This is a genomic window from Lysobacter sp. N42 (genome assembly GCF_004344885.1).
In genome coordinates this window covers 1-22803 of sequence record NZ_SKFB01000014.1, presented here as the reverse complement: position 1 = coordinate 22803, position 22803 = coordinate 1, and the positions used below count along the sequence as shown (strand labels likewise).

General features: G+C 72.5%; 24 protein-coding genes and 1 pseudogene. 6 read left to right on the top strand and 19 right to left on the bottom strand.

Annotation, left to right across the window (positions count from 1 at the left end):
• Positions 1-23 precede the first annotated feature (23 nt).
• From yedA to EYQ95_RS16795, 13 genes and pseudogenes are all read right to left on the bottom strand, one after another.
• Positions 24-908 (bottom strand): annotated as a pseudogene (gene yedA / locus EYQ95_RS16855) (drug/metabolite exporter YedA); the annotation flags it as partial.
• 151 nt (positions 909-1059) lie between these two features.
• On the bottom strand, positions 1060-1899 hold the full coding sequence (locus tag EYQ95_RS16850; protein WP_132328430.1) for a methylated-DNA--[protein]-cysteine S-methyltransferase: 840 nt from the start codon (positions 1897-1899) through the stop codon (positions 1060-1062).
• 168 nt (positions 1900-2067) lie between these two features.
• Positions 2068-4242 carry a carboxy terminal-processing peptidase gene (locus EYQ95_RS16845; protein WP_132328428.1) on the bottom strand — a complete coding sequence of 725 codons (2175 nt, stop codon included), beginning with the start codon at positions 4240-4242 and terminating at the stop codon, positions 2068-2070.
• Between the two features lie 231 nt (positions 4243-4473).
• Complete coding sequence (lipA, locus tag EYQ95_RS16840; protein WP_132328426.1) at positions 4474-5484, bottom strand: lipoyl synthase; 1011 nt, start codon at positions 5482-5484, stop codon at positions 4474-4476.
• 297 nt (positions 5485-5781) lie between these two features.
• Entirely contained in the window at positions 5782-6489 is a 708-nt protein-coding gene (gene lipB / locus EYQ95_RS16835; RefSeq protein ID WP_132328424.1) for a lipoyl(octanoyl) transferase LipB, read from the bottom strand.
• Entirely contained in the window at positions 6477-6755 is a 279-nt protein-coding gene (locus tag EYQ95_RS16830) for a DUF493 family protein (RefSeq protein WP_132328422.1), read from the bottom strand. The genes lipB and EYQ95_RS16830 overlap by 13 nt, the downstream gene beginning before the upstream one ends.
• Positions 6756-6906: 151 nt before the next feature.
• Complete coding sequence (locus EYQ95_RS16825) at positions 6907-7173, bottom strand: hypothetical protein (RefSeq protein ID WP_132328420.1); 267 nt, start codon at positions 7171-7173, stop codon at positions 6907-6909.
• A gap of 114 nt (positions 7174-7287) precedes the next feature.
• The gene (locus EYQ95_RS16820) at positions 7288-8241 is read right to left on the bottom strand and encodes a CsgG/HfaB family protein (RefSeq protein WP_132328418.1); all 954 of its coding nucleotides are present in this window, start codon (positions 8239-8241) and stop codon (positions 7288-7290) included.
• 183 nt (positions 8242-8424) lie between these two features.
• Positions 8425-9633 (bottom strand): D-alanyl-D-alanine carboxypeptidase family protein, encoded by a 1209-nt coding sequence (locus tag EYQ95_RS16815; RefSeq protein WP_132328532.1) that lies wholly within the window; start codon positions 9631-9633, stop codon positions 8425-8427.
• 58 nt (positions 9634-9691) lie between these two features.
• Complete coding sequence (locus tag EYQ95_RS16810) at positions 9692-10894, bottom strand: septal ring lytic transglycosylase RlpA family protein (protein ID WP_132328416.1); 1203 nt, start codon at positions 10892-10894, stop codon at positions 9692-9694.
• Positions 10891-12021 (bottom strand): lytic murein transglycosylase B, encoded by a 1131-nt coding sequence (gene mltB, locus EYQ95_RS16805; protein ID WP_370451279.1) that lies wholly within the window; start codon positions 12019-12021, stop codon positions 10891-10893. The genes EYQ95_RS16810 and mltB overlap by 4 nt, the downstream gene beginning before the upstream one ends.
• A gap of 69 nt (positions 12022-12090) precedes the next feature.
• A complete protein-coding gene (locus EYQ95_RS16800; protein ID WP_207916491.1) occupies positions 12091-12492 on the bottom strand; it encodes a hypothetical protein in 402 nt (133 codons plus the stop codon).
• A 10-nt stretch (positions 12493-12502) separates the two neighbouring features.
• Entirely contained in the window at positions 12503-13708 is a 1206-nt protein-coding gene (locus tag EYQ95_RS16795; protein WP_132328412.1) for a class I SAM-dependent methyltransferase, read from the bottom strand.
• A 60-nt stretch (positions 13709-13768) separates the two neighbouring features.
• Here EYQ95_RS16795 and EYQ95_RS16790 point away from each other — a divergent pair, with 60 nt between their 5' ends.
• The gene (locus EYQ95_RS16790) at positions 13769-14521 is read left to right on the top strand and encodes a pteridine reductase (protein WP_132328410.1); all 753 of its coding nucleotides are present in this window, start codon (positions 13769-13771) and stop codon (positions 14519-14521) included.
• A 63-nt stretch (positions 14522-14584) separates the two neighbouring features.
• Positions 14585-14980, top strand: a complete 396-nt coding sequence (locus EYQ95_RS16785) for a hypothetical protein (RefSeq protein ID WP_132328408.1) — start codon at positions 14585-14587, stop codon at positions 14978-14980.
• 7 nt (positions 14981-14987) lie between these two features.
• On the opposite strand, the gene folK is transcribed toward EYQ95_RS16785, so the two are convergent.
• From folK to tsaD, 3 genes are all read right to left on the bottom strand, one after another.
• The gene (gene folK / locus EYQ95_RS16780; protein WP_132328406.1) at positions 14988-15479 is read right to left on the bottom strand and encodes a 2-amino-4-hydroxy-6-hydroxymethyldihydropteridine diphosphokinase; all 492 of its coding nucleotides are present in this window, start codon (positions 15477-15479) and stop codon (positions 14988-14990) included.
• Positions 15476-15853, bottom strand: a complete 378-nt coding sequence (folB, locus tag EYQ95_RS16775) for a dihydroneopterin aldolase (protein WP_132328530.1) — start codon at positions 15851-15853, stop codon at positions 15476-15478. Before folB ends, folK begins: the two co-directional genes overlap by 4 nt.
• 161 nt (positions 15854-16014) lie before the next feature.
• Positions 16015-17058, bottom strand: coding sequence for a tRNA (adenosine(37)-N6)-threonylcarbamoyltransferase complex transferase subunit TsaD (gene tsaD / locus EYQ95_RS16770; RefSeq protein ID WP_132328404.1), 1044 nt, complete (start codon positions 17056-17058; stop codon positions 16015-16017).
• A 148-nt stretch (positions 17059-17206) separates the two neighbouring features.
• Between tsaD and rpsU the strand changes: the two genes are divergently transcribed.
• Complete coding sequence (rpsU, locus tag EYQ95_RS16765; protein WP_132328402.1) at positions 17207-17422, top strand: 30S ribosomal protein S21; 216 nt, start codon at positions 17207-17209, stop codon at positions 17420-17422.
• Positions 17423-17692: 270 nt separating this feature from the next.
• Here the strand turns inward: rpsU and EYQ95_RS16760 are convergent, their stop codons facing one another.
• The 3 genes from EYQ95_RS16760 to EYQ95_RS16750 form a co-directional block, all read right to left on the bottom strand.
• Entirely contained in the window at positions 17693-18397 is a 705-nt protein-coding gene (locus EYQ95_RS16760) for a hypothetical protein (RefSeq protein ID WP_132328400.1), read from the bottom strand.
• Between the two features lie 181 nt (positions 18398-18578).
• A complete protein-coding gene (locus EYQ95_RS16755) occupies positions 18579-18995 on the bottom strand; it encodes a hypothetical protein (RefSeq protein ID WP_132328398.1) in 417 nt (138 codons plus the stop codon).
• 118 nt (positions 18996-19113) lie between these two features.
• Positions 19114-19851 carry an HAD family hydrolase gene (locus tag EYQ95_RS16750; protein ID WP_132328396.1) on the bottom strand — a complete coding sequence of 246 codons (738 nt, stop codon included), beginning with the start codon at positions 19849-19851 and terminating at the stop codon, positions 19114-19116.
• 106 nt (positions 19852-19957) lie between these two features.
• On the opposite strand from EYQ95_RS16750, the gene EYQ95_RS16745 reads away from it, so the two are divergent.
• The 3 genes from EYQ95_RS16745 to EYQ95_RS16735 form a co-directional block, all read left to right on the top strand.
• On the top strand, positions 19958-20458 hold the full coding sequence (locus EYQ95_RS16745; RefSeq protein ID WP_132328394.1) for a hypothetical protein: 501 nt from the start codon (positions 19958-19960) through the stop codon (positions 20456-20458).
• Between the two features lie 150 nt (positions 20459-20608).
• Entirely contained in the window at positions 20609-21238 is a 630-nt protein-coding gene (locus EYQ95_RS16740; RefSeq protein ID WP_243699960.1) for a DNA-3-methyladenine glycosylase, read from the top strand.
• An 84-nt stretch (positions 21239-21322) separates the two neighbouring features.
• A partial coding sequence (locus tag EYQ95_RS16735; RefSeq protein ID WP_132328392.1) for a GAF domain-containing protein occupies positions 21323-22803 on the top strand: 1481 nt, incomplete at its 3' end.

Below are 22803 nucleotides of genomic sequence, written 5' to 3'. Positions count from 1 at the left end.
ACAGGTGGCAGTGGCCGCGGCGAGCGGGCGCGCGCCAGCGTGATCACCACGACGCCGGCCAGGATCACCGCCATCGCGCCGAGGTCGCTCGCGCTGAAGCGCTCGCCGCCGAGCAGCGCACCGAACAGCACCGCGATCGGCGGGTTCACGTAGGCATAGCTGGTGGCCAGTGCGGGCCGCACGTGGTGCAGCAGCCAGATGTAGGCGGTGAAGCCGAAGATGGAACCGGCGACGACGAGGTAGAGCATCGCCAGCGTCGAGGAGACGTCCGGCACCCCGGCGAAGCGCTCGCCGGTGGCCAGCGCGGCGAGCAGCATCCACACGCTGCCGGCGAGCATCTGCCCGCTCGCGGCCATGAAGGGCTCGGGCAGGTCCTGGTCGCGGCTCCAGATCGAGCCCCAGGCCCAGGCGATGGGCGCGATGACCAGGCAGGTCAGCCCCATCGGCGAGGACGTGAGCGCGCTGCCGGCATTGAGCCAGACCACGCCGAGGAAACCGACGACCAGGCCGGCCCATTCGATGCGCGTGGGATGGCGCCCGCGCAGCATCGCGAACAGCCCCGCGAACAGCGGCATCGAGGAGACCGCGATCGCGGCCAGGCCCGAGGACACCTCCGTCTCCGCCAGGTTCACCAGCCCGTTCGACAGCAGCACCATGAAGATCGACAGCACGGCGAGGGTCTTCCACTGCCGGCGCGTCGGCGGCGGCACGCCGCGCCAGCGCAGCACCCCGTACATCAGCGCGCCGGCCAGCGCCATGCGGATCGCGCCCAGCAGGAACGGCGGATAGCCGTGCAGGGCGAAGCGGATCGCAAGATACGTCGAGCCCCACAGCACGTAGAGCGAGGTGAGGGCGGTGGCCACCGCGAGCGCGGACGGCCGCCCGGGGGCGGTGGCAGGGGCAGTCATGGGAGCCGCGGCGCGTGCGGGAGGCGACAGCGTAGCGATTCGCCGCGCGCGCATCGGCATCGCCGCTGCACCGACCGCGGGCCGCGCCGCGACGATGGCCCCGATCGGCGACGTCGGCCGTGTCGCGCCACCTTCGGCGACCTTCGCCGGTTCAGGACGCGGACGCGCATCCGCTGCGTTCGCGCTCGAGCACCCGCTGCTTGAGCGGCAGCCCCCAGCGATAACCGCCGAGCGAACCGTCGCCGCGCACCACGCGGTGACAGGGCACGATCACCGCCACCCGGTTGCCGGCGCAGGCGCGCGCCACCGCCCGCGCGCCGCGCGGCGCGTCGAGCGACGCGGCGAGGTCGGCGTAGCTGCGCGTCTGGCCTGCGGGAATCCGCATCAGTGCGTCCCAGACCCGCTTCTGGAAGGCGGTGCCCACGAGGTCGAGGTCCACCGCCACCGGCAGCCCGGCCAGGCGCTCGGCCACGGCGCGCAGGCGCGGGGCGAGGAAGTCGTCGCGGCCGGCATCCACGCGCTGCAGCCGCGCACGGGGAAACTCGCGCACGAGCCGTTGTTCCAGCGCGGCGTCGTCGTCGCCGAGCTCGACCGCGCAGATGCCGCGCGTGGTGGCGGCCACGAGCGCACGGCCGAGCACGGTGTCGATCAGGCTCCAGCGGATCGCCTCGCCCTCGCCGCCGCGGCGGTAACGCGCGGGCGTCATGCCCAGCCGCGCCGAACCGGCCTCGTACACCCGCGACGGGGAGCCGTAGCCGGCCTCGACGATGGCGTCGGTGGCGTCCAGGCCGCTGCGCAGCGCCTGCTTGAGGCGGCCGAGCTTGCGCTGGGCGAGGTAGTCGGCCGGGCTCAGGCCGAAGCGCGCGGCGAAGCGGCGCTGCAGGTGCGCCGGGCTCAGGCCCACGGCACGGCCGAGTTCGGCCAGCGTGGGTTCGCCGGCATCGAGCATGCGGCGGGCGGCATCGAGCTTGTCCGGGGTCGTGCGGGCCATGCCGGGAGCCTAGCGGGGCCCGGGCGCGTCCGATATCCGGATGTTGCACGCCGCCGCGGTGCATGCCCGGGCCGCGGCGTTGCGAAGGTGCGGCCTCCGTGCTTTAGCCACGACCCGAACGCAACGGGGCGCCGAAGCGCCCCGTTCGATGACCCGCGGCGGCGGCGCTCAGTCCGCCCAATGCCCCGGCTCGCGTGCGGTGGGCAGCACGCGCGCGGAGAGCTGGCGATCGGATTCGAGCAGGCGCACCGCGTCGGCCAGGATCGCCGAGGCCTCGCGCAGCAGCGGGTCGGGGCGCTTCTCGGCCAGCTTCTCGCGCTGCGCGTCCTTGGCGATGTCGCGCTCGTTGGCCTGCAGGCCGTCGTCGACGTCGTCGGCCAGCGGATCCAGCGCGAGCCCGAGCTGCTGGCGGGCCAGCTGGCGCTGCTTGCGCTTGGCGTCCTCGCGGTCGCGCTCGGCGCGGCGCTCGGCCTCGTTGAGCGAGATCGACTTCTCCGCGCGCTCGGCGCGGAACTGCGCCACGTCCTCGCTCCACCAGCGGAATTCCTGGTCGGCCGCGATGCGGGCGGCGTGGCGCTTCTGCAGCGTGGGCATGATCGGGCTGAAGTCGCCGTAGCGCGTATGCGGCACGGCGGCGATGCGCGTCCACGGCAGCGCGTTGTCGTAGGTGCTCTCGCCGAACTCGCTGGCGTCCACCGACGCGGGGAAGGCGATGTCGGGCACCACGCCCTTGTGCTGGGTCGAGCCGCCGCTCACGCGGAAGAACTGCGCGATGGTGAGCTTGAGCTGGCCGTAGCGCGGGGTCTCGTTGGCCGGCCAGCGGTCGAGGTCGACCAGGTTCTGCACCGTGCCCTTGCCGAAGGTGGTCTCGCCGATGACCAGCCCGCGGCCGTAGTCCTGGATCGCGCCGGCGAAGATCTCCGAGGCCGAGGCCGAGCCGCGGTTGATCAGCACCGCCAGCGGACCGGTCCACATGATGCGGTCGTCGTCGTCGCCGTTGACCGTCACGCGGCCGCCGGACTCGCGCACCTGCACCACCGGGCCCTGGTCGATGAACAGGCCCGTCAGCTCGACGGCCTCGTCCAGCGACCCGCCGCCGTTGTTGCGCAGGTCCATGACCACGCCGTCCACGCCCTGCTGGCGCAGCACGCCGAGCAGGCGGGCGACGTCGCGCGTGGCCGAGGCGTAGTCGCGCGCATTGCGGCGGCGCGCTTCGAAGTCCTGGTAGAAGGTCGGCAGCTTGATCACGCCGATCTTCGATGCCGGCGTGCCTTCCGCGCCGGGGATCTCGATCACTTCGGCCTTCGCGGCCTGGTCCTCCAGGCGCACGCGCTCGCGCACGATCGCCACGCGGTTGGGCTTGGCGTCGAGAGGCGCCTCGGCCGGCACGATGTCCAGGCGCACGCGCGTGCCCTTGGCGCCGCGGATCTTGGCGACCACGTCGTCGATGCGCCAGCCGACCACGTCCTCCATCGCGCCCGAATCGCCCTGGCCGACGGCGACGATGCGGTCGCCCGGCTTGACCTTGCCGGTCTTGCTCGCCGGGCCGCCGGGCACGATTTCGCGGATGGCCACGACGTCGTCCTGCTTCTGCAGGACCGCGCCGATGCCTTCCAGCGTATTGCTCATCGACAGGTTGAAGTTGTCGGCCGAGCGCGGCGTGAAGTAGTCGGTGTGCGGATCGATCGCGTTGGCGTAGCTGTTGAGGAAGGTCTGGAAGACGTCCTCGCCCTTGAGCTCGGCGATCGAGTCGGCGAGGTTGGCGTAGCGCTTGTCCAGCGTCTTGCGGATCTCGTCGGCCGTCTTGCCGGCGAGCTTCAGGCGCAGCCAGTCGTTGCGCACGCTCTGCTTCCAGATCGCGTCCAGCTCGGCCTCGGTCGCCGCCCAGGGCGCGTCCTTGCGGTCGTACTGGAAGCGGTCGTTGCCGGTGAAGTCGAAGATGTCCTGCTTCAGCAGGCCGCGCGCATAGGCCGAGCGCGCGTTGGCGCGCTCGCGGTAGGTCGCGAAGATGGCGTAGGCGGGGCTGAGGTCGCCGCTGCGGATCGCATCGTCCAGCCGCGTCTTCACCGCATCGAAGCGGGCGATGTCCGCCGCGGTGAAGAACTGCTTGTTCGGATCGAGCGATTCCAGGTAGCGCGTGTAGATGTCGGCGCTGAGCGCGTCGTCGAGCGCGCGCGGACGGTAGGCGAAGCGGCTGTCCGACAGCCAGCCGTGCAGCAGCTGCGCGGCCTGCGCCTGCTCCGGCGTCGGCGTCATCGGCAGTGCGGTGGACGCCTCCGGGCGCGCCAGGAGCGCGATCGGGGCGGCGAGGAGCAGGGCGAGCAGCGAGGTCTTGAGTTTCATCGAACCGGGCGCGCGGGGCGCATGAGGGGACGGGCCGGGATGCCACAGTGGGCGCGCATATCCGACCGCGGCCCAGTGCCGAAAGTTGCATCGGCACGCCCGCAGTTGAACGCGCCGGCGGCCGGCGCGCAAGCGGCATTCAGGTGCATGGCGGCGGCGGGCCCGCTGCCATTCAGGCGCGGGCGCGGCGCGGAGCCTGAAGCGGCGGCGCGGGCGCGGCCGGAGCCGGCCTCAGACCGCCTCGACCAGCCCGGCCTCGGCCGCCGAACGGTCGGCGTGGTAGGACGAGCGCACCAGCGGACCCGAGGCCACGTGGGTGAAGCCCAGCGCGTAGCCGTAGTCTTCGATCCGCTTGAACTCGTCGGGGGTCCAGTAGCGCATCACCGGGTGATGGTGCGGCGTGGGCTGCAGGTACTGGCCGACGGTGATCATGTCCACGTCGTGCGCGCGCAGGTCGCGCAGGGTGGCCTCGACCTGCTCCATGGTCTCGCCCAGGCCGAGCATGATCCCGCTCTTGGTGCCCACGTCCGGGTGCTGGGCCTTGAAGCGCTTGAGCAGGGTCAGCGACCACTGGTAGTCGGCGCCCGGGCGCACGTTCGGGTAGAGGTCGGGCACCGTCTCGATGTTGTGGTTGAACACGTCGGGCGGGTGGGTGGCCAGGATCTCCAGCGCGCGGTCCATGCGGCCCTTGCCGCGGAAGTCGGGCGTCAGGACTTCGATCTTCGTGCGCGGCGAATGCGTGCGGATCTCGCGGATGCAGTCGACGAAGTGCTGGGCGCCACCGTCGCGCAGGTCGTCGCGGTCGACGCTGGTGACCACCACGTAGCGCAGGCCCATGTCGCGCACGGTCATCGCCAGGTTCAGCGGCTCGGCCGGGTCCGGCGGCTTGGGCCGGCCGTGGGCGACGTCGCAGAAGCTGCAGCGGCGCGTGCAGATCTCGCCCAGGATCATGAAGGTGGCGGTGCCGTGCCCGAAGCACTCGTGGATGTTCGGGCAGCTGGCTTCCTCGCAGACGGTGACCAGCCGGTTCTCGCGCAGCTTGGCCTTGAGGTTGGCCACCGCATTGCCCGAGGGAATGCGCACGCGGATCCAGGACGGCTTGCGCAGCACCGGCGCGGCCTCGAACTTGACCGGGCTGCGCGCGATCTTGTCGCCGCCGAGCTGCTTCACGCCTTCGGCCAGCGGCGCGGGCGCGGCGGCTTCGACGACGGCGAGGGGGATGGTGCGGGGCGAGTCGGTCATGGCGGCAGGCGGGTGGGGGCGGTCCGGCACGCGGCCGGGCCGCCATTGTCCCGCGCGCGGGGGTCGAACGCCAAAACGCGGGTGGAATGGCGCGGATGGGCGGGCGCAACGTCGCATCGCGGCCCGTGGGGGAACCCGGGTAGGCGCAATGCACCCGGGGCCTTGCCCGCACGCACGCCCTGCGCCGGGATCGCGCCGCTGCACCGCGCCCGCGCCGACCGGGCACGTTCTGCCCTGCGGATTCCGAAGCGGCGCGGATCGGCGCCCGGTCGTCGCCAGACCGCGGCTGGGCTGCGCTTATCGGGGCTGCGGGAGCTGCGCGGGCGCCGGCATCGTCGTCAGGCCGAACTGCCGCGCCACGTGGGCGAGCAACTGCGGCTTGACGACGTCGAGTCCCGACGGCCCGCCGAGGTCGGCGACGCCGGTCACCTGCAGGCCCTCGTAGCCGCAGGGATTGATGCGGCGGAACGGCTCGAGATCCATGGCCACGTTGAACGCCAGCCCGTGGAAGGTGCAGCCGCGGCGCACCCGGATGCCCAGCGCCATCACCTTCGCGCCGTTGACGTAGACGCCCGGCGCGCCGCAGCGGCGGGCGGCGTCGATGTTCCAGTCGGCCAGCAGGTCGATGACGGCCTGCTCCAGGCGCTCGACGTACTCGCGCACGCCCACCTTGAGCCGACGCAGGTCCAGCAGCGGGTAGAGCACGATCTGCCCCGGGCCGTGGTAGGTCACCTGCCCGCCGCGGTCGACGTGCAGCACCGGGATGTCGCCGGGCATGAGCACGTGCTCGGGCCGGCCGGCCTGGCCCAGTGTGAACACCGGCTCGTGCTCGACCAGCCAGAGCTCGTCGGGCGTGCCCTCGTCGCGCGCGTCGGTGAAGGCCTGCATGGCCCGCCAGACGGGCTCGTAGGGCATGCGGCCGAGGTCGCGCACGCGCGCCGCCGGCACGTCCCCCACCGGCGCGCGGGCCGCGGCGGCCGGGCAGGCCGCGCTCACAGCGTCCACTTCACGTCCGGATGGGCGCGCAGAAGCGCGTGGGCGCGATCGTGTTCCTCGCGGCTGGGCGCGAGGAAGGGGATGCGCACGGAGACGTACTTGCCGTTCGACGAGGCCTTGCAGGTCACCGCGCCGTAGAGCACCTGGATGCCCGCCTCGGCCAGGTGCCGCGGCAGGTGGATCTCCAGGCTGGCCGTGGCCAGGCCCATGGCGCAGAGCTCGAACTCGCCGGGAAACTGGAAGCCGTGCTCGGGGTTGTCGGAATGGAGGTCCATGGCGCGGATTATGGGGGCGCGCCGAACGCCCTCAATGCCTCGACGCCGGGCCGGATCGGCGCCGGCTGCGGCATGCGTCCCGGCGCGAGGTGGTCGGCCTGGCGACGGCGGCACCGCGCCTGGCGCGTGGCCCGGGCGCCCGCGCGTGGCGTCAGCGACGCTGCTCGCGCGTGAGCGCTTCCCGGGCCGCGTCCCGCTCGGCATCGATCTGCGCACGCGTGCGGCACACGCGCTTGAGCTTGTTGCTGCCGAGTTCGCGCTCGACCTTGCAGACCTTCTCGTCCGGATCGGCCGCCGGCGCGGCCGCCGCTGCCGTGGCGGTTTCGGCGGCCGGCGGCGAGGCGGGCTGCTCGGAGGCGGTGGCGAGAACGGGGGCGGCGAGCAGCAGCGCCGGGAGCAGGGCGGCGTGGAATTTCATCGAGGGCGAACCTGTCGGACCAACTGCCAGCCTGTCCCGAAACGTCGCGGCGCGCCATAGGCCGATGGTCAGCCACGGCGCGCCGGCCGCGGTCCATTCAGCCCGGGCGACCGCCTACTTCGCCAGCTCCAGCAGCGCCGACGAGACCCAGCCGCGGTTGCCGAGCTCGTCCTCGACCTCCCACATCACGCCGTCCCTGGTGCCGGTGGGATAGAGCAGCATGCCGGCCTCGAGGTCGCGGACCGCCTTGCCCGCGCCCTTGGCATTGGCCAGCAGCCGGCCGGGCTTGGTGACGCGTACGGCCTGCTGCGCACCGGCGGCGGAGGCGTTGTCGGGCAGGCCGCCAAGCTGGGCGACGAGGTCGGTATAGGCCTGCAGGTAGGCCATGGTGATGACCTGGCCGATCTCGGTGTTGGCATAGCCGCCCACGCCCGCGCCGCCCAGCGCGCCGCCGAAGAAGGCGCCCGCGCCGCCCCAGCCGATGTCGGTCTTCCTGGCGGAGCCTTCGGCCATGGCCACCTGTTCGGAGGAGCGCACGTCGGTCACGGTCAGCACGACGTCGGCGGTCTTCTTCTTGAAGTTGACGCCGCCGATCAAGGCGCCGGCGCCACCACCCACCAGGCCGCCCAGCAGACCCATCACGGCGTTGCCTCCGGCGTTGCTGTTGGCACTGATGAGGTCGGGGATCATCACGTAGTCGGCGGCCTTCATCTGCCCCTTGCCCACGTTCGAGCGGCCGCGGAGCTCGCCGCCGGCGGCCAGCTCGCGCTCGCGCATCGCCGCGTCCATGCCCGCGCCGCGATCGACCAGCGTGAAGCAGCCGGACTTGTTGACGAATACCTTGATGAGCTTGGACGGAGCAGGCAGCTGCTGGCCGGTCCACCAGTTGGTGGCGTCCTCGGGCTCGACCACCGAAATCGTGCCGAGCTTCTTGGTGCAGACCGGGATCTCGGTCATCTTCTGCTTGCGCAGGTCCTGCGCGCTCTGGCGCTGGGCCTGGGCGGGTTGGCTGGCCAGCAGCGCGGCGAGGCCGGCCGCGAGGGCCGCGCCGGAAAGGCTGTGCTTCATGGTGTATCCCCTGGTCTGTTCCTGATGACGGGGATGGGATCCATGCCCCGCCGCGCATCGCGCGGGGCAGATTCTACGGGCGCCCGGCCATGGGCGCGATGCCGCAGGTCCGAATGCGGTGTAGGAAAACGCCCCGGTCGCCGCCGCGCGTCCTGCGCCGACGGCAGCCGGAACCTGGCGGACTCAGCTGTTCCACCACATCAGCAGTTCGTGCCACAGGCGCTTGAAGAAGCCCGCTTCCTCGACCGCCTCCAGTGCCACCAGCGGACGCTGCACCAGCACCTTGCCGTCGAGCATCACCCGCACCGTGCCGATGCGCTGGCCCTTGGCCACCGGCGCGATCAGCGTGGCCGGCACGTCCATCACCGGCTTGAGCTGCTGGTAGCGGCCACGCGGCAGCGTGACCAGCAGCGGCTGCGCCAGCCCCAGGCGCACCTGGTCCTGCGCGCCCTTCCATACCTTCTGCACCGCGACCTGCTTGCCGGCCGGGTAGAGCTGATGGGTCTCGAAGAAGCGGAAGCCCCAGTTGAGCAGCGCCTGGCTGTCGTTGGTGCGCTGGTCGTCGGAGGTCGAGCCCATCACCACCGAGATCAGGCGCTGGTCGCCGCGCTGGGCCGAGGCCATCAGGCAGTAGCCCGCGGCATTGGTGTGGCCGGTCTTGATGCCGTCCACGCTCGGGTCGCGCCAGAGCAGGCGGTTGCGGTTGCTCTGGGTGATCGGGCCGACGGTGAACTCCTTGATCTTGTTGTAGCTGTAGGCCTCGGGGAAGTCGCGGATCAGCGCGCGGCCCAGCAGCGCGAGGTCGCGCGCGGTGGAGACATGGCCTTCCGCCGGCAGGCCGTGCGGGTTCACCCAGTGCGTGTTCTTCAGGCCGATGCGCTTGGCGTACTGGTTCATGAGCGCGGCGAAGGCCTGCTCGCTGCCGGCCACGTGCTCGGCCAGCGCGATGGCGGCGTCGTTGCCCGACTGCACCACCATCCCCTTCTCCATCATCTCCAGCGGAGCAGGCTTGTTGACCTCGAAGCCGGAGTAGGAGCCGTCGGTGCCGGCGCCGCCGGAGCGCCAGGCGTTCTCGGTCATCATGACCTGATCGTCGCGCTTGATCTTGCCGCCTTTGAGCTCGGCGGCGATGACGTAGCTGGTCATCACCTTGGTGATGCTGGCCGGCTCGACCGGCATGTCGATGTTCTCGCCGGCCAGCACGTTGCCGCTGGCGAAATCCATCAGCACCCAGGCCTTGGCGACGGGCTTGGGCGGCGGCGGGACCGGCAGGGCCTCGCTGGCGGGGCGCGTGGCGGCCGCGGCGGGCGTCGGCGCGGTCTGGGCGACGGCCAGGCCGAGCGTGGCGGTGAGGCACGCGACGGACGCGAGGCCGGCGAGGCGGAGGGACATCTTCATTGCGTTGGAACTCCGGGGGCGCCGGCTCGGCCGGCGATGAGCGGTCGGATGGTCATTCGCGCACGCGGCGGGCCGAGCCGAAGCCCAGGCCGGCCAGGCGTGCGATCAGGTCGGATTCGAGGCTGGCCGACAGCGGCCCCACGCGCAGGCGCCAGACCGGCTGCCCGGCCACCTCGGCACCCTGCACCTGCGCCTGGGCGATGCCGGCGCGCTGCAGGGTGGCGAGCGCACGATGGGCATTGTCGCGCGTGGAGAAGCTGGCGACCTGCAGGACGATCGGCGCGCCGATGCCCGGCAGCGCAGCGGGCGCGGCCGTCGCAGCCGCCACCGGCACGGCCGGCGGCGGTGCCGGTGCAGGGGCGGCCGGGGCCGGCAGGGGTTCGACCGTGACCGACGGCGGCTGCACCGGCATCGGCCGGCCGGTGGCCACGCGCACGTCGCGATCGCGCATCCACGCATCGAAGCGGTCGGCACTGCCGGCGGCGGTGGACGGCTCGATGCCGAAGCGATGGCCCGCAGGCGTGGCCGGCGCCGGCAGCTGCGCCACCAGCCCGTCCATGCCCGTCGCGGTGGACGGACGTGCCGCCAGCACCGTGGTCGGTCGCGCCTCCGGCTCGCCCGGGTGCACCGCCTGCACCCGCACGCGGCCGGTACCGGCGGGGTAGATGCCCAGCTTCACCGCCGCGGCGAAGGACAGGTCCATGACCCGGCCTTCGTGGAAGGGCCCGCGGTCGTTGACGCGCACGATCACCGAGCGGCCGTTGTCGAGGTTGGTCACGCGCGCGAAGCTGGGCAGCGGCAGCGTCTTGTGCGCCGCGGTGAAGGCGTACATGTCGTACACCTCCCAGTTCGACGTGCGCCGGCCGTGGAATTTCTGGCCGTAGTACGAGGCCAGCCCCTCCTCGACGAAGCCGCGGGTGTCGTCGAGCACGCGGTACTCGCGGTCGAGCACGGTGTACACGGGGCGGTTGCCGAGCCTGGAGCGCTCCAGCGCCACCACCTCGGGCTCGGGGATGCAGTCCACGTCGGGCAGCGCGGCGGGGATGCTGTCGCGCTCGCCGGGGCGGAACAGGCCGCCGGCGACGTAATCGCCGCGCTTGGAGAGGTCTTCCTGGGCCGGCGCATACGTCACGCCGGCGCAGCGGTCGGGCGCGGGAGCGGGGGTGGCCGCCACCGGCGGCGCAGCGGGTTTCCGCGGAGCGCCCGCGCAGGCGGCAAGGCCCGCGCACAGCAGCGCGACGACGAGGCGTTTCATTGGACCGTGCTGGCTCCGGGCTCGGCGGGGCGGGGCGGGATGCCGCGGCCGGCGATCGACTCCGCCAGCTGGTACACCGCCATCGCATAGTGTTTGGAGATGTTGTACCGCGTGATCGCGTAGAAGTTCCGGAAGGCGATCCAGTATTCGGGGCCTTCGGCGCCGTCGAAGCGCAGCGGCACCGCCGGGACGCCCGCGGGCACCGGCCCGACCGGCGTGTAGCCCTTGGCGCGCAGCTCGGCCAGCGAGTAGATCGGGTCCAGCGCCTCGGGTTCGAAGGGCGGCTGCACGGTCGGATCGCGCAGCGCGCGCACCGCCACGGTGCCGCCGCGCGTCCAGCCGCCCTTTTTCACGAAGTAGTTGGCGATGGAGTGGAAGACGTCGTCGGTGCTGTCGAACAGGTCGCGCCGTCCGTCGCCATCGCCGTCCACCGCGAACTCGCGATAGCTCGATGGCATGAACTGGCCCCAACCCATCGCGCCGGCGTAGCTGCCACGGAGCTGGGTGACGTCGAAGCCGGTTTCCTTGCCGAGCGCGAACAGGTTGTAGAGCTCGTTGCGGAAGAAGGCCTCGCGCCGGTCCTCGCGATCGGCGCGCGCCGGGTCGCCGCTGCGTGGATACCAGAAGGCCAGCGTGTACAGCGCGTCGAGCACGGCGTAGCTGCCCTTGTTGGCGCCGTACGAGGTTTCCACGCCGATGATCGCGGTGATGATCTCGGCCGGCACGCCGTAGCGCGCCTCGGCGGAGGCCAGCGCGTCGCGGTGCTTCTCCATGAAGGCGCGGCCGCCCGCGATGCGCGCTTCGGTGAGGAAGATCGGGCGGTAATCACGCCAGGGCTTGGCCTCGGCCGGGCGCGCCATCGCGTTGATGATGCTCTCGCGCTTCTGCGCCTTCGCCAGCGTGGCCTCGATGTAGGCCGGATCCAGGCCGGTGCGCCGGGCGGTGTCCTGGACGAACTGCGCGCGGGCCTGCTCGAAGGGCATCTTCGGCAGCGGCGGCGGCAGCGGATCGGTGCCGGGCGCGGCGCCGGGCGCGGGGGCGTTGCCGCCCGGCATGGACGCCGGAGGCGGCACCGCGCAAGCGGCGAGCGTGAGGGCGAGCGAGCAGGCGCAAACGCGGGCGAGCAGGCGGGTCGGCATCATCGAATCGAGGTTAGCACGCGATTTCCGGCTTCCCGCAGCTGCCGTGGCCGGCGTTCACGCATGCAGCCGTGCATCGATCGCCGCCAGCAGCCCTGACAGCCGGGTGAAGGCCACGAGCTGGCCCAGGGCGATGCCGGCGGCATTGGCGAGCACGTCGGCGGCATCGGCCTGGCGCGTGGCGGTGAGCGCTTCCTGCGCGGCCTCGATGCCGATGCCGAAGGCGAGCAGCCCGCCCGCGGCCGCAAGCCGCGCGCGGGCCGGCGCGAACAGCATCGCCGCGTAGGCCGAGAGGGCGCCGTGGCCGACCAGATGCTCGAGCTTGTCGACGCCGGGAAACGGCGCGGGCGGCAGGTCGCCGGCCGGAAGCAGCGAGGCCGCCGCCACCAGCACCAGCCCGGCGAACCACAGCGCGAGCCAGGCGGCGGGCCGCCGGCACGGGCGGAACAGCCGGTTCAACGCGACGTGCTCACAGCCGGTAGCTCAGGTCCCCGGCGAGGAAGGCCGCGCCGAAGTCCACGTCGCGCGAAAAGCCCATGGCCTGGAAGCGCTCGCCCATCTCGCCGGGCAGCGTGAGCCGCTTGACCTCCTGCGTGCGGCGCAGGCGCTCGGTGTCGTCGTCGATCTGCTCGATGCGCGAGAGCACGGCGGCCAGGCCGTTGCCCAGCAGGAAGCTGGCCTGCGAGCAGTAACCGGCCAGGTCGAAGCCGGCCGACAGGCCCGCCTCGCCCAGCGCGGTGAAGTCCACCGAGGCGGTGATGTCCTGCAGGCCCGGCCAGGCGAGCACGTCGTCGTGCATGCGGTGGCGGTAGTACGCACGCAGGGTGCCGTCGCTGCGGTCGTCGGCGTAGAACTCGCCGCGCGCATAGCCGTAGTCGACGAACAGCATCGCGCCGCGCTGCATGCCGCCGGCCACGGCCTGGACCCAGTACGGAAGCTGCGGCAGCACTTCCGAGGCATAGCCGTCGGGCAGCTCGCGGCCCAGGCGGCGTTCGATGAAGCGCACGGCCTGCAGGAGCATCGAGTCGGCCGGGCGCCACTGCGGGACGAAGCGGCCGTCCTCGAGCACGACGTACTGCTCCATCACCTCGTGGCCGCGGATGGAAAAGCGCGTGGTCGGCAGGGCGTCGATCACCTCGTTGGCGAACAGCACGCCGTTCCAGTCGTGCGGCACCGGGCCGTCCACCCACTCCACCAGCTCGAACAGCATGGGATGCAGGCGCTCGAACAGGCGCGCGCGCTGGCGCTGGCGCAGCTCGGCGCTGGGCTCGAGGATGAGGTAGCGCGACGGCAGCGCGTCCAGTTCCATCAGCCGCATCAGCGCGACCTGCGCGAAGGCACCGGTGCCGCCGCCGAGCTCGAGCATCAACGCCTCCGGGCCGAGCTGGCGCAGCACGGGCGCCACGGCGTCGGCCACGCAGGCGGCGAACACCGGGCCGAGCTCGGGGGCGGTGACGAAATCGCCGGCCTCGCCGATCTTGGTCGCGCCCGCGCTGTAGTAGCCAAGCCCGGGTGCATACAGGGCGAGCTCCATGAAGCGCGCGAACGGAATCGCCCCGCCGGCGGCGTCGATCTCGCTCCGGATCGCCTGCGCCAGGCGCGCGCTGTGGGCCTGCGCATCCGCGTCGGGCGTGGGAAGCGCCGCGGCGGCGCGCTGGGCGGGGTGGATCGGCATCGTGGCGTCGCGCGTGGGAGACTTCGCAGGATACGGCAGGGCGACTGAAGGGAGCCGCGCATGCAGGCGCAAGCAGACGGGACTCGGCCGGTCGTCCTGGTCACGGGAGCGGCCCGGCGCATCGGTGCGCAGATCGCGCGCAGGCTTCATGCGGCCGGTTGCGACCTGGCCCTGCACTACCGCGGCTCGCGCGAGGACTTCGGCGCGTTGCAGGCCGGGCTCGAGGCTGCACGCGCGGGCAGCGTTCTGCCGCTGCAGGCGGACCTGGCCGAGTTCGACCGCCTGCCGGAGATGGTGGCGAGGACCGTCGGGCACTTCGGCCGCCTGGACGGGCTGGTCAACAACGCCTCGTCCTTCCACCCCACGCCGCTGGGCACGGTGACCCCGGCGCAGTGGGACGGCCTGTTCGCCTCCAATGCACGCGCGCCCTTCTTCCTCGCGCAGGCCGCCGCGCCGCATCTGGCCGCCGCGGGCGGCGCCATCGTCAACCTGGTCGACATCTACGCCACGCGCCCGCTGCCGCGGCACCCGGTGTACAGCATGGCCAAGGCCGCACTGCTGATGGGCACGAAGGCACTCGCACTCGAGCTGGGGCCGCACGTGCGGGTGAACGCGGTCGCGCCCGGCGCGATCCTGTGGCCGGAGGACGAGAGCAACGAGGCCGCGCGCGAGGCCATGCTGGCGCGCACGCCGCTGTCGCGCACGGGCACGCCGGCCGAGGTCGCCGAGGCCGTGCGCTGGCTGCTGTTCGACGCCACCTACTGCACGGGGCAGGTGATCGCGGTGGACGGCGGGCGGCTGGTCGCCGGGTGAGGGGCTCGACCGCGCCGGCGTCCGCGGCCTAGAGTCGGGCCCAACGGGTCGAGGAACCAACGCATGTCCGAAGCCGTCCCGGACGGCCTGGTGCGCATTGCGCCGGGGAACGAACTGCCGCTGCACGTGGCGCGCGAGCGGGTGACCGCGGCCGTGCGCCAGGCCTGCGCCAGCGGCGCGCGCGGGCTGCTGGCCGATTTCCACGACTGGCGCGGCGGGCAGTCGCCGTCGCTGGCGATGCGGATCGACAGCACGAAGGAATGGGCCGCCGCGGCCGCGTCCGTGCCCGGCTTCGCCCTGGCGCTGGTGATGCCGCCGGAGATGGTGGACCCGGGCCGGATCGGTCCCATCCTCGGCAGCCGCCTGGGTTTCAGGTTCGACGTCTTCGGTGATGTCGACGAAGCCCTGGCCTGGCTCACCGGCGAACTCGAGGCCTCGCGCCCGCAGCGGCGCGGCTGAGGCCGGGTCAACCCTCGAGCGCGACCGTCTCCGCCGGCGTTCCATGGTCCGGGTGCGCGGCCCACAGCGCGGCCAGCGTGCGCCCGTCTCCGGGCACCACCGCGTCGGGCGCGATGTCGGCGAGCGGGCGCAGCACGAAGGCGTGGCGCAGTTCCGGGCGCGGAATGCGCAGGTTTCCCGCGCCTGCGAGCACGCGGTCGTCGAACAGCACGATGTCGATGTCCAGCGTGCGGTCGGAAAAGCGCGAGCCCCCGCGGTCGCGGCCGTGCGCGTCCTCCAGCGCATGCAGCCAGTCGTTGAGCGCCTGGGGTTCGAGATCGCTTGCGATGACGGCGGCGGCGTTGAGGAAGTCGGGTCCGTCGAAGCCCACCGCCGGCGTGCGGTAGACGGGCGAGACGAGGACGCGTCCGAAGCGCTCGCGCAGCGCGGCGACGGCGGCGCGCAGGTGCTTTTCGGGCTCGACGTTGCTGCCCAGGCTCAGGTACGCGCGCCCGCTCATGCCGTGCGGCTGCGTTCGATGGCCACGCCGACCGCGCGCGCCCCGCGCACCGCCCCCGGCTTGCTCAGTTTCAGGCGCAGGCGCTGAACGGGGAACTCGGCGAGCACCAGCTCGGCCACGCGCTCGGCCAGCGTCTCCACGAGGCCGAAGCCCGATGCGCCCACGTAGTCGCGGATGCGGTTGCTGACGGCCTTGTAGTCGAGCGTGTGCGCGATGTCGTCGCTGGCCGCCGGCACGCGGTTGTCGAAGGTCATTTCCAGGTCGAAGACCAGCGTCTGCCGCACCCGGCGCTCCCAGTCGTAGATGCCGATGAGCGCGTCGATCTCGAGGCCTTCGATGAAGACGTGGTCGGTGGGGCCGGCGGAGGCCGGGATTCGGGATTCGGGATTCGTCAAGGCGGCTTCTCGGCGGGTTCGGCAACTGCGCGGACCGGAAGCTTTGCATGATGGCGACCCGGGCGGATCCTCGACTCCGAATCCCGAATCCCGAATCCCGAATCCCGAATCCCGAATCCCGAATCCCGAATCCCCCGACCTCACCCCACCGCCGGCAGCGAGGCCATGTCCCAGCGCGGCGTGACGTGCACGCCGAGGTCTTCGCGCTGGCCCGCCGCCAGGCGCAGCGCGCCGGCGAAGGCGATCATCGCGCCGTTGTCGGTGCACAGCACCGGCGGCGGGAAGCCGACCACCGCGCCGCGCTCGGCAGCCAGTTGCTGCAGCCGTGCGCGCAGGCGGCGGTTGGCGCCCACGCCGCCGGACACGACGAGCCGGCGGAAACCGGTGGCCTCGAGCGCACGGGCGCACTTGATCGCGAGCGTGTCGACCACCGCGTCCTCGAAGCCGCGGGCGATGTCCGCGCGCGTGGCGTCGGACTGGTCCGACTCGCGCCAGGCCAGCAGCACCTGCGTCTTCAGGCCGCTGAAGCTGAACTCCAGGCCCGGGCGGTCGGTCATCGGCCGCGAGAAGCGGAAGGCGCCGGGGCGGCCGTGCTCGGCCTGCGCCGCCAGCTGCGGGCCGCCGGGATAGGGCAGCCCCATGAGCTTGGCGGTCTTGTCGAAGGCCTCGCCCGCGGCGTCGTCCAGCGTCTCGCCGAGCAGGCGGTAACGGCCGATGCCGTCGACCGCGACCAGCTGCGTATGCCCGCCCGAAACCAGCAGGGCGACGAAGGGCTCGGGCTGCCGGCCGGCGTGGAGCGCGGCGCGCTGCTCGGCATCGTCCATCAGCGGGGCGAGCAGGTGGCCCTCCATGTGGTGCACGGCGATCGCGGGCACGTCCAGCGCCCAGGCCAGCGACCGCGCCACGCCCGCGCCGACCAGCAGCGCGCCCACCAGGCCCGGGCCGGCGGTGTAGGCGATGCCGTCGACGTCGCGGGTGGACAGCCCGGCCTCGCCGAGGGTCTGGCGGATCAGCGGCAGCAGCTTGCGCACGTGGTCGCGGCTGGCGAGCTCGGGGACGACGCCGCCATATTCGGCGTGCAGCGCGATCTGGCTGTAGACGGCGTGCGCGCGCAGGCCGGCGGCGCTGTCGTAGAGGGCGACGCCGGTTTCGTCGCAGCTGGTTTCGATGCCGAGGACGTTCACGGGAGGGGTCCGGACGGGCCGCCGGGCGGGTACGCGGGGCGGCGTGCAGGGAAAGTGGGAGCGGCGGCTTGCGGCGCGCCGGGCAGGACCGATATCATAGGCGGCTCGCCTGGCCCGTGGCCGGCGACCCCATCCACCGAGATCCCGTATGCCGAGCGTCAAAGTCCGCGAAAACGAGCCCTTCGAGTTTGCCCTGCGCCGTTTCAAGCGCACCTGCGAGAAGGCCGGCGTCCTCGCCGAGACCCGCAAGCGCGAGTTCTACGAGAAGCCGACGCAGGAGCGCAAGCGCAAGGCCGCCGCGGCGGTGAAGCGCCAGGCGCGCCGTACCTCGCGCGACGTCACCAAGCGCCAGCGCATGTACTGAGCCGCGGCGCCGGGTTTCCCGGCCGACGCGCTCGTTGCAGTCCCGGAAAGCCGGCCGCGCCCAGCGCGGTCGGCTTTTCTGCGTCCGCGGACTTTCCGGGCGGTGGCGTCCGGCATCCCGTGATCCCGCTGCCCCGTCCGGGCATGGCCATCACGTGGCGGCCGCGGAACGGGGCGTGCCGGCCGCGCGGGGCCGGGGCGCCGGCGCGGCAGGTGGCGCCGTCGGGCTGCGTCCGGGTGATCGCCTGCGAGTGCACCTGCGGCGGGAGGTTCAGCCCTTGCCGCCGCCCTTGCCGTTCTTCGGGCCGCCGCCCTTGTCCCCCTTGCCACCGTCCTTCCCGTGGCCGCCCTGGCCGCGCGCGCCCTTGTCGGGCTTGTCCGGCCGGGCGTCGTCGCCCCTGGACTCGGGCCCCGGGCCGGCGTCGCGCCGGGGCGCGGCCTTCGCCGGGCCCTTGCCGGGCCCGTCCTCGCGCCCGGTCGTCGGCCGGCCGCGACCACGGCCGGGGAAGTCGCGTTCGAGGTCGGCGTCGAGCCGGATCGGGCGGCCCCAGCGGTCGTAGGTCGGCACGAAGCCGCGCTTGAGCCGGTGGAATTCGGCCGAGCCGGGCTGGACGCCCAGGCGCTGCGCCAGCGCACCCCAGCCCGCGCCGCGATCACGCTCGTACTCGTCGGCCACGTAGCGGCAGGGACGGCCGACCGCGGCGGCCAGGCTGCAGGCGAAGTAGACGTCGCCCGGCGTCCAGCCGGGGCGGCGCAGCAGCTCGACCACCAGATCACGCGGGGCGCCGTGGTAGCGAACGAGCTCGTCGATGAAGGGCTCGCGGTAGGTGCGGCCGTAGCGGTTGACGTCGCCGAGCCAGGTGTCGACCCAGACATCGCCGGTGCGCGGGTTGAAGCCGATCGTGGCGTCCTGGGCGGCTGCCGGGGCCGTGGCGAGTGCCAGCACGAGCAGGGCGGAACGGAAGCGGGCGTACATGAGGGCGGCCTCGGAAGGGCGGACGGCGATGCTCGGGCGGCACCGGTGAAGCAGGCATGATTCCGCGCGCAGGCGCCTGCCGGCAACTTCGACGGGCGCCCCGGGCGTGCGACGGCGTCCCGATGAAAGAAGCCACGGCCTGGGCCGTGGCTTCGAGGGTCGCGTGTGCCGACGCCGCGGGTCAGTCGTCGCGCCAGCGGCCGTAGCCGTAGTAGCGGTCGTCGTAGCGGCGCTGGTCGTAGCGCGCGTCGTAGTACTCGACCTTGCACTTGCCGCTGCGGTTGCACTTCTTGCGCTGGCCCGGCGCCTTCCCGTAGTAGCCATGCGCGCGGCCGTAGGGCGGAGCGCCGTAGCGCGGGTCGGCCACGCGGTAGTAGACGGTGCGGCCATAGCGGTCGCGGCCGGCCACCAGGCGATCGTCGTAGCCGTAGTCGCCGTGACGGTAGTAGGGCTGGCCACCGCGGAAGACCACGTCGGCGATGTCGACGATCGTGCGGACCAGGTCGGCGGACTGGGCCTTCGCGGGCACCGGGGCCAGCGCGGCGGCGCCGAGCGCGGTGGCGAGGGCGGCGGGTGCGAGCCAGCGGGCGATAGCCATGGACGTTCTCCTCGTGTCACGCCCCGCACCGTGCGGGGACATGGCACGACCTTGCGGGCAGCGCGGTGAATCGGTTTTTAACCAGGCCCTCGCGCAGGGGGAACGGCTCAGGTTCGGCTCAGCGGCCGTTGTCCGACGTCAATTCCCGCTCGATGCCGGCGATCGCGGCCGCCAGGCTGCCGGCATCACGCACCTCGCGCAGGCGCGTGCGATCGGGCAGCTCGGCCTCGCGCTCGTGCAGCCAGGTCGTGTGGTAGGGCACATGCACGCCCCAGCCACCGAGTGCGAGCACGGGCGCGATGTCCGAGCGCAGCGAATTGCCCACCATCGCAAAGCGCGCCGGTTCCACCGCGAATTCGTCGAGCAGGCGCGCGTAGGTGGGCACGTCCTTCTCGCTCACGATCTCGATCCGGCGGAACAGGTGCGACATGCCCGAGTCGCGCACCTTGGCTTCCTGGTGGAACAGGTCGCCCTTGGTGATGAGCACGATGGGATGCGTGGCGGCGATGGCCTCCACCGCCTCGCGGATGCCGGGCAGCAGTTCCACCGGGTGGCGCAGCAGCGAATGCGCGAGCTGCACGATGCGATGCACGTCGCGGCCGCCGATGCGCCCGTCGGTCATCTCGACCGCCGCTTCGATCATCGACAGTGCCATGCCCTTCACGCCGTAGCCGAAGATGCCGATGTTGCGCCTCTCGACCTCGTACAGGCGCTCGTGCAGGCGCGCGTCGGCGAGGTCGAGGTAGGGCGCGAGGATGGCCTCGAACGCGGCCTGTGCCTCGTCGAAGAAGTCCTGGCTGCGCCAGAGCGTGTCGTCGCCGTCGAAGGCGACCATGCGGAGGGCGGTGTCGGTCATGCGTGCAGTATCGCGCGGCCGCTTCTCACGCCTCGTGCACCGCCGCGGCGCGACGCTGGCGGCAACCGGCGCGCCCCGTGCGCGCCCCGCCATCGAGGACCGATCCATGAAGATCCGCCACGTCTACAGCACCACCGATCTCGACCAGGCGCATGCCGCGCTGCGCGCTGCGCGCGAGGCCGGCGTGGGCGAGGAGTGCCTCACCCTGGTCGCGCGCTCGGACATCGAGCTGGACGCGATCCCCAACGACGAGAAGTCCGCCACCGGCGACTTCATGCACGGCGCCATGAAGGGAGTCGCGGCCGGCGGCGCCACCGGTTTCCTGCTCGGGCTGGCGGCGATGGTCTTCGCGCCCATCGGCATCACGCTGGCCGGCGCCGGCATCGCCGCGCTCGCGGGCGCGGCGGCCGGCGGCATGGCCTCGTCGATCTTCGGCTCGGCGCTGCCCGACCCGGTCCGGCACAAGTTCGAGCAGGAGATCGCCGCCGGGCGCATCCTGCTCATCGTCGACGCCAATGCCGAGACGCATGCGGTGGCCGACCCGGCCATCCAGGCCACCGGCGCCACCCGGCTGCCTTTCGAGGAGGCCGCGGTCGTCGCGCGGTGATGCGGCCTCAGCTGCAGCTGCGCAGCATCAGGTTCAGCAGCACGGTCAGCACGATGGAGGCCACGATGCTGACGAGGCAGCCGGAGGTCTTGATGCGGACGGGCATGGGCAGGACCGGTGGGAACGGCCCGTGACCCCAGGCCCGGCGCCGTGAATCCGCCGTCGGCCAACCTGTTCGACCAGCCGGTCCGCAGTCGCCGCGGCCGCCCCCTGCCGCGCAGCTTCTACGCGCGCGATCCACGCATCGTCGCGCCCGAGCTGCTCAACAAGGTGCTGGTGGCCGCGGATGGCCGGCGCGGGCGCATCGTCGAAACCGAGGCCTACTGCGGCGCGATCGACCCGGCCGCCCACAGCTACCGCGGGCCCACCGCGCGTACCGCGACCATGTTCGGCCCCGCGGGAAGGCTGTACGTCTACTTCACCTACGGCATGCACTGGTGTTGCAACCCGGTCTGCGGTGCGGAGGGAGAAGGCGTGGCGGTGCTGATCCGCGCGCTGGAACCGCTGGCCGGCGTGGACCTCATGCGCGCCGCGCGCCCGGCCGCGCGCCGCCACCGCGACCTCTGCAACGGCCCCGCACGCCTGTGCCAGGCCTTCGGGATCACCGGTTCGGACGATGGCGCCGACCTGGTCACGGGCGACGGGGGGCTGCGCATCGTCGACGACGGCGTGCCGGCCCCGGCCGAGCCGGTGGTGCGGCCGCGCATCGGCATCACCCGCGCCGCCGATGAGCCCTGGCGCTGGTACGTTCCCGGCAGCCCCTACGTTTCCCGTCCCTGAACCGCTTCATCGGGACGAACTGAAGAAAGCGCCGTCCCGGTACGTTATCCATGCTGTGGAGCGTTCGGCATCCGGCCGGGAGTAATGCACGCCGTGGACTCGGGAATCGACATCGCCCCCCTCGCTGCCGACGGGCCTGCCCGGGAGCAGCTGCCGGGCGGCCACCTCGGCCGGCATCTGGGCGTGCTTCTCGACGTGCCCGACCTGCCGGCGTTCGCCGAACGTGCCACCGCCTACCTCGTCGAGGAGGGCTTCCGGGGCGTGACGCTGGTCTGGCGCGTGGGGACGGACGCGGCGGTCGCCTCGCTGGACCCGGCCGGGCCGGCACGGGAGGACGAGGCGCTCGCCCTTCGATCGCGGCACGGTCGGGGCTGGGCCGTCGACCGGGCGCGCGGCCGGGTCGCGGCCTGCATCCTCGTGGCGGAGGAGGAAGGCGTGGGCGTGCTGGTCGACGGCGACGGCGACCTCGTGCCCCGGCTGCTCCCGCATTGCCGTGTGCTCGCGCCCATCGCCGGCGCCGTGCTCGAGAAGACGCGGCTCACGCGCTCGATGCACCAGCTCGAACGCTCCGAGCAGCTGCAGTCGGCACTGTTCCAGATCGCCGACATGGCCAGCTCGGACATGGACCTCGGTGACATGCTGCGCGAGCTGCACGCCATCGTCGGCCGCTTCATGTACGCGGAGAACTTCTACATCGCGCTGTACGACGAGGCCGTCGATGCCATCCGCTTCGTCTATCTGGTCGATACCGAGGACGCGCTGACCCGCGATCCCGATGCGTTCCTGCCCATGTCCGAGCTCGAGCGCGGGCTGACCTGGTACGTGATCCGCGACCGCAAGCCGCTGATGGGCTCGGTCGAGGACCTGCGCGCGCAGGTGTCGGGGCCGATGCGCGACATCGGCGCGGACTGCTACGACTGGCTCGGCGTGCCGGTGATCTCCGGCGATCGCGTGCGCGCCGTGCTGGTGGTGCAGAGCTACGTCGAGCGCCCGCGCTACACGCCCGCCGACCAGGCGCTGCTCACCTACGTGGGCAGCCACATCCTGACCGCGCTGGACCGCAAGTTCGCGCAGGAGGAGCTCGAACGGCGCGTGGAAGAGCGCACGCATGCGCTCATGCTCGAGATGCAGGAACGCCAGCGCAGCGTGCGCGTGCAGGAGGCGCTCTACCGCGTCGCCGAGCTCTCGCACACCGCCACCCACCTCGACGAGTTCTATGCGGCGGTGCACCGCATCGTCGGCGAATTCCTCGACGCGCGGAACTTCTACATCGCGCTGGTCTCGGACGATGGCGCCACGCTGCACTTTCCCTACTTCCGCGACCAGTACGGGAACCGCGCCGAAAGCCGGCCGCTCGGCCGCGGCGTGTCCGAATACGCCATGCGCTACGGCAAGCCGCTGCTGCTGGACATGACCGACCCGGTCACCGTCGCGCACGTGCAGGAGCTGCACGCGCGCGGCGAGCTGGCGGTGATCGGGAAGATGGCGCAGGCCTGGCTGGGCGTGCCGCTGGTGCTGGGCGAGAAGGTGATGGGCCTTCTGGCGGTGCAGAGCTACACGCCGGG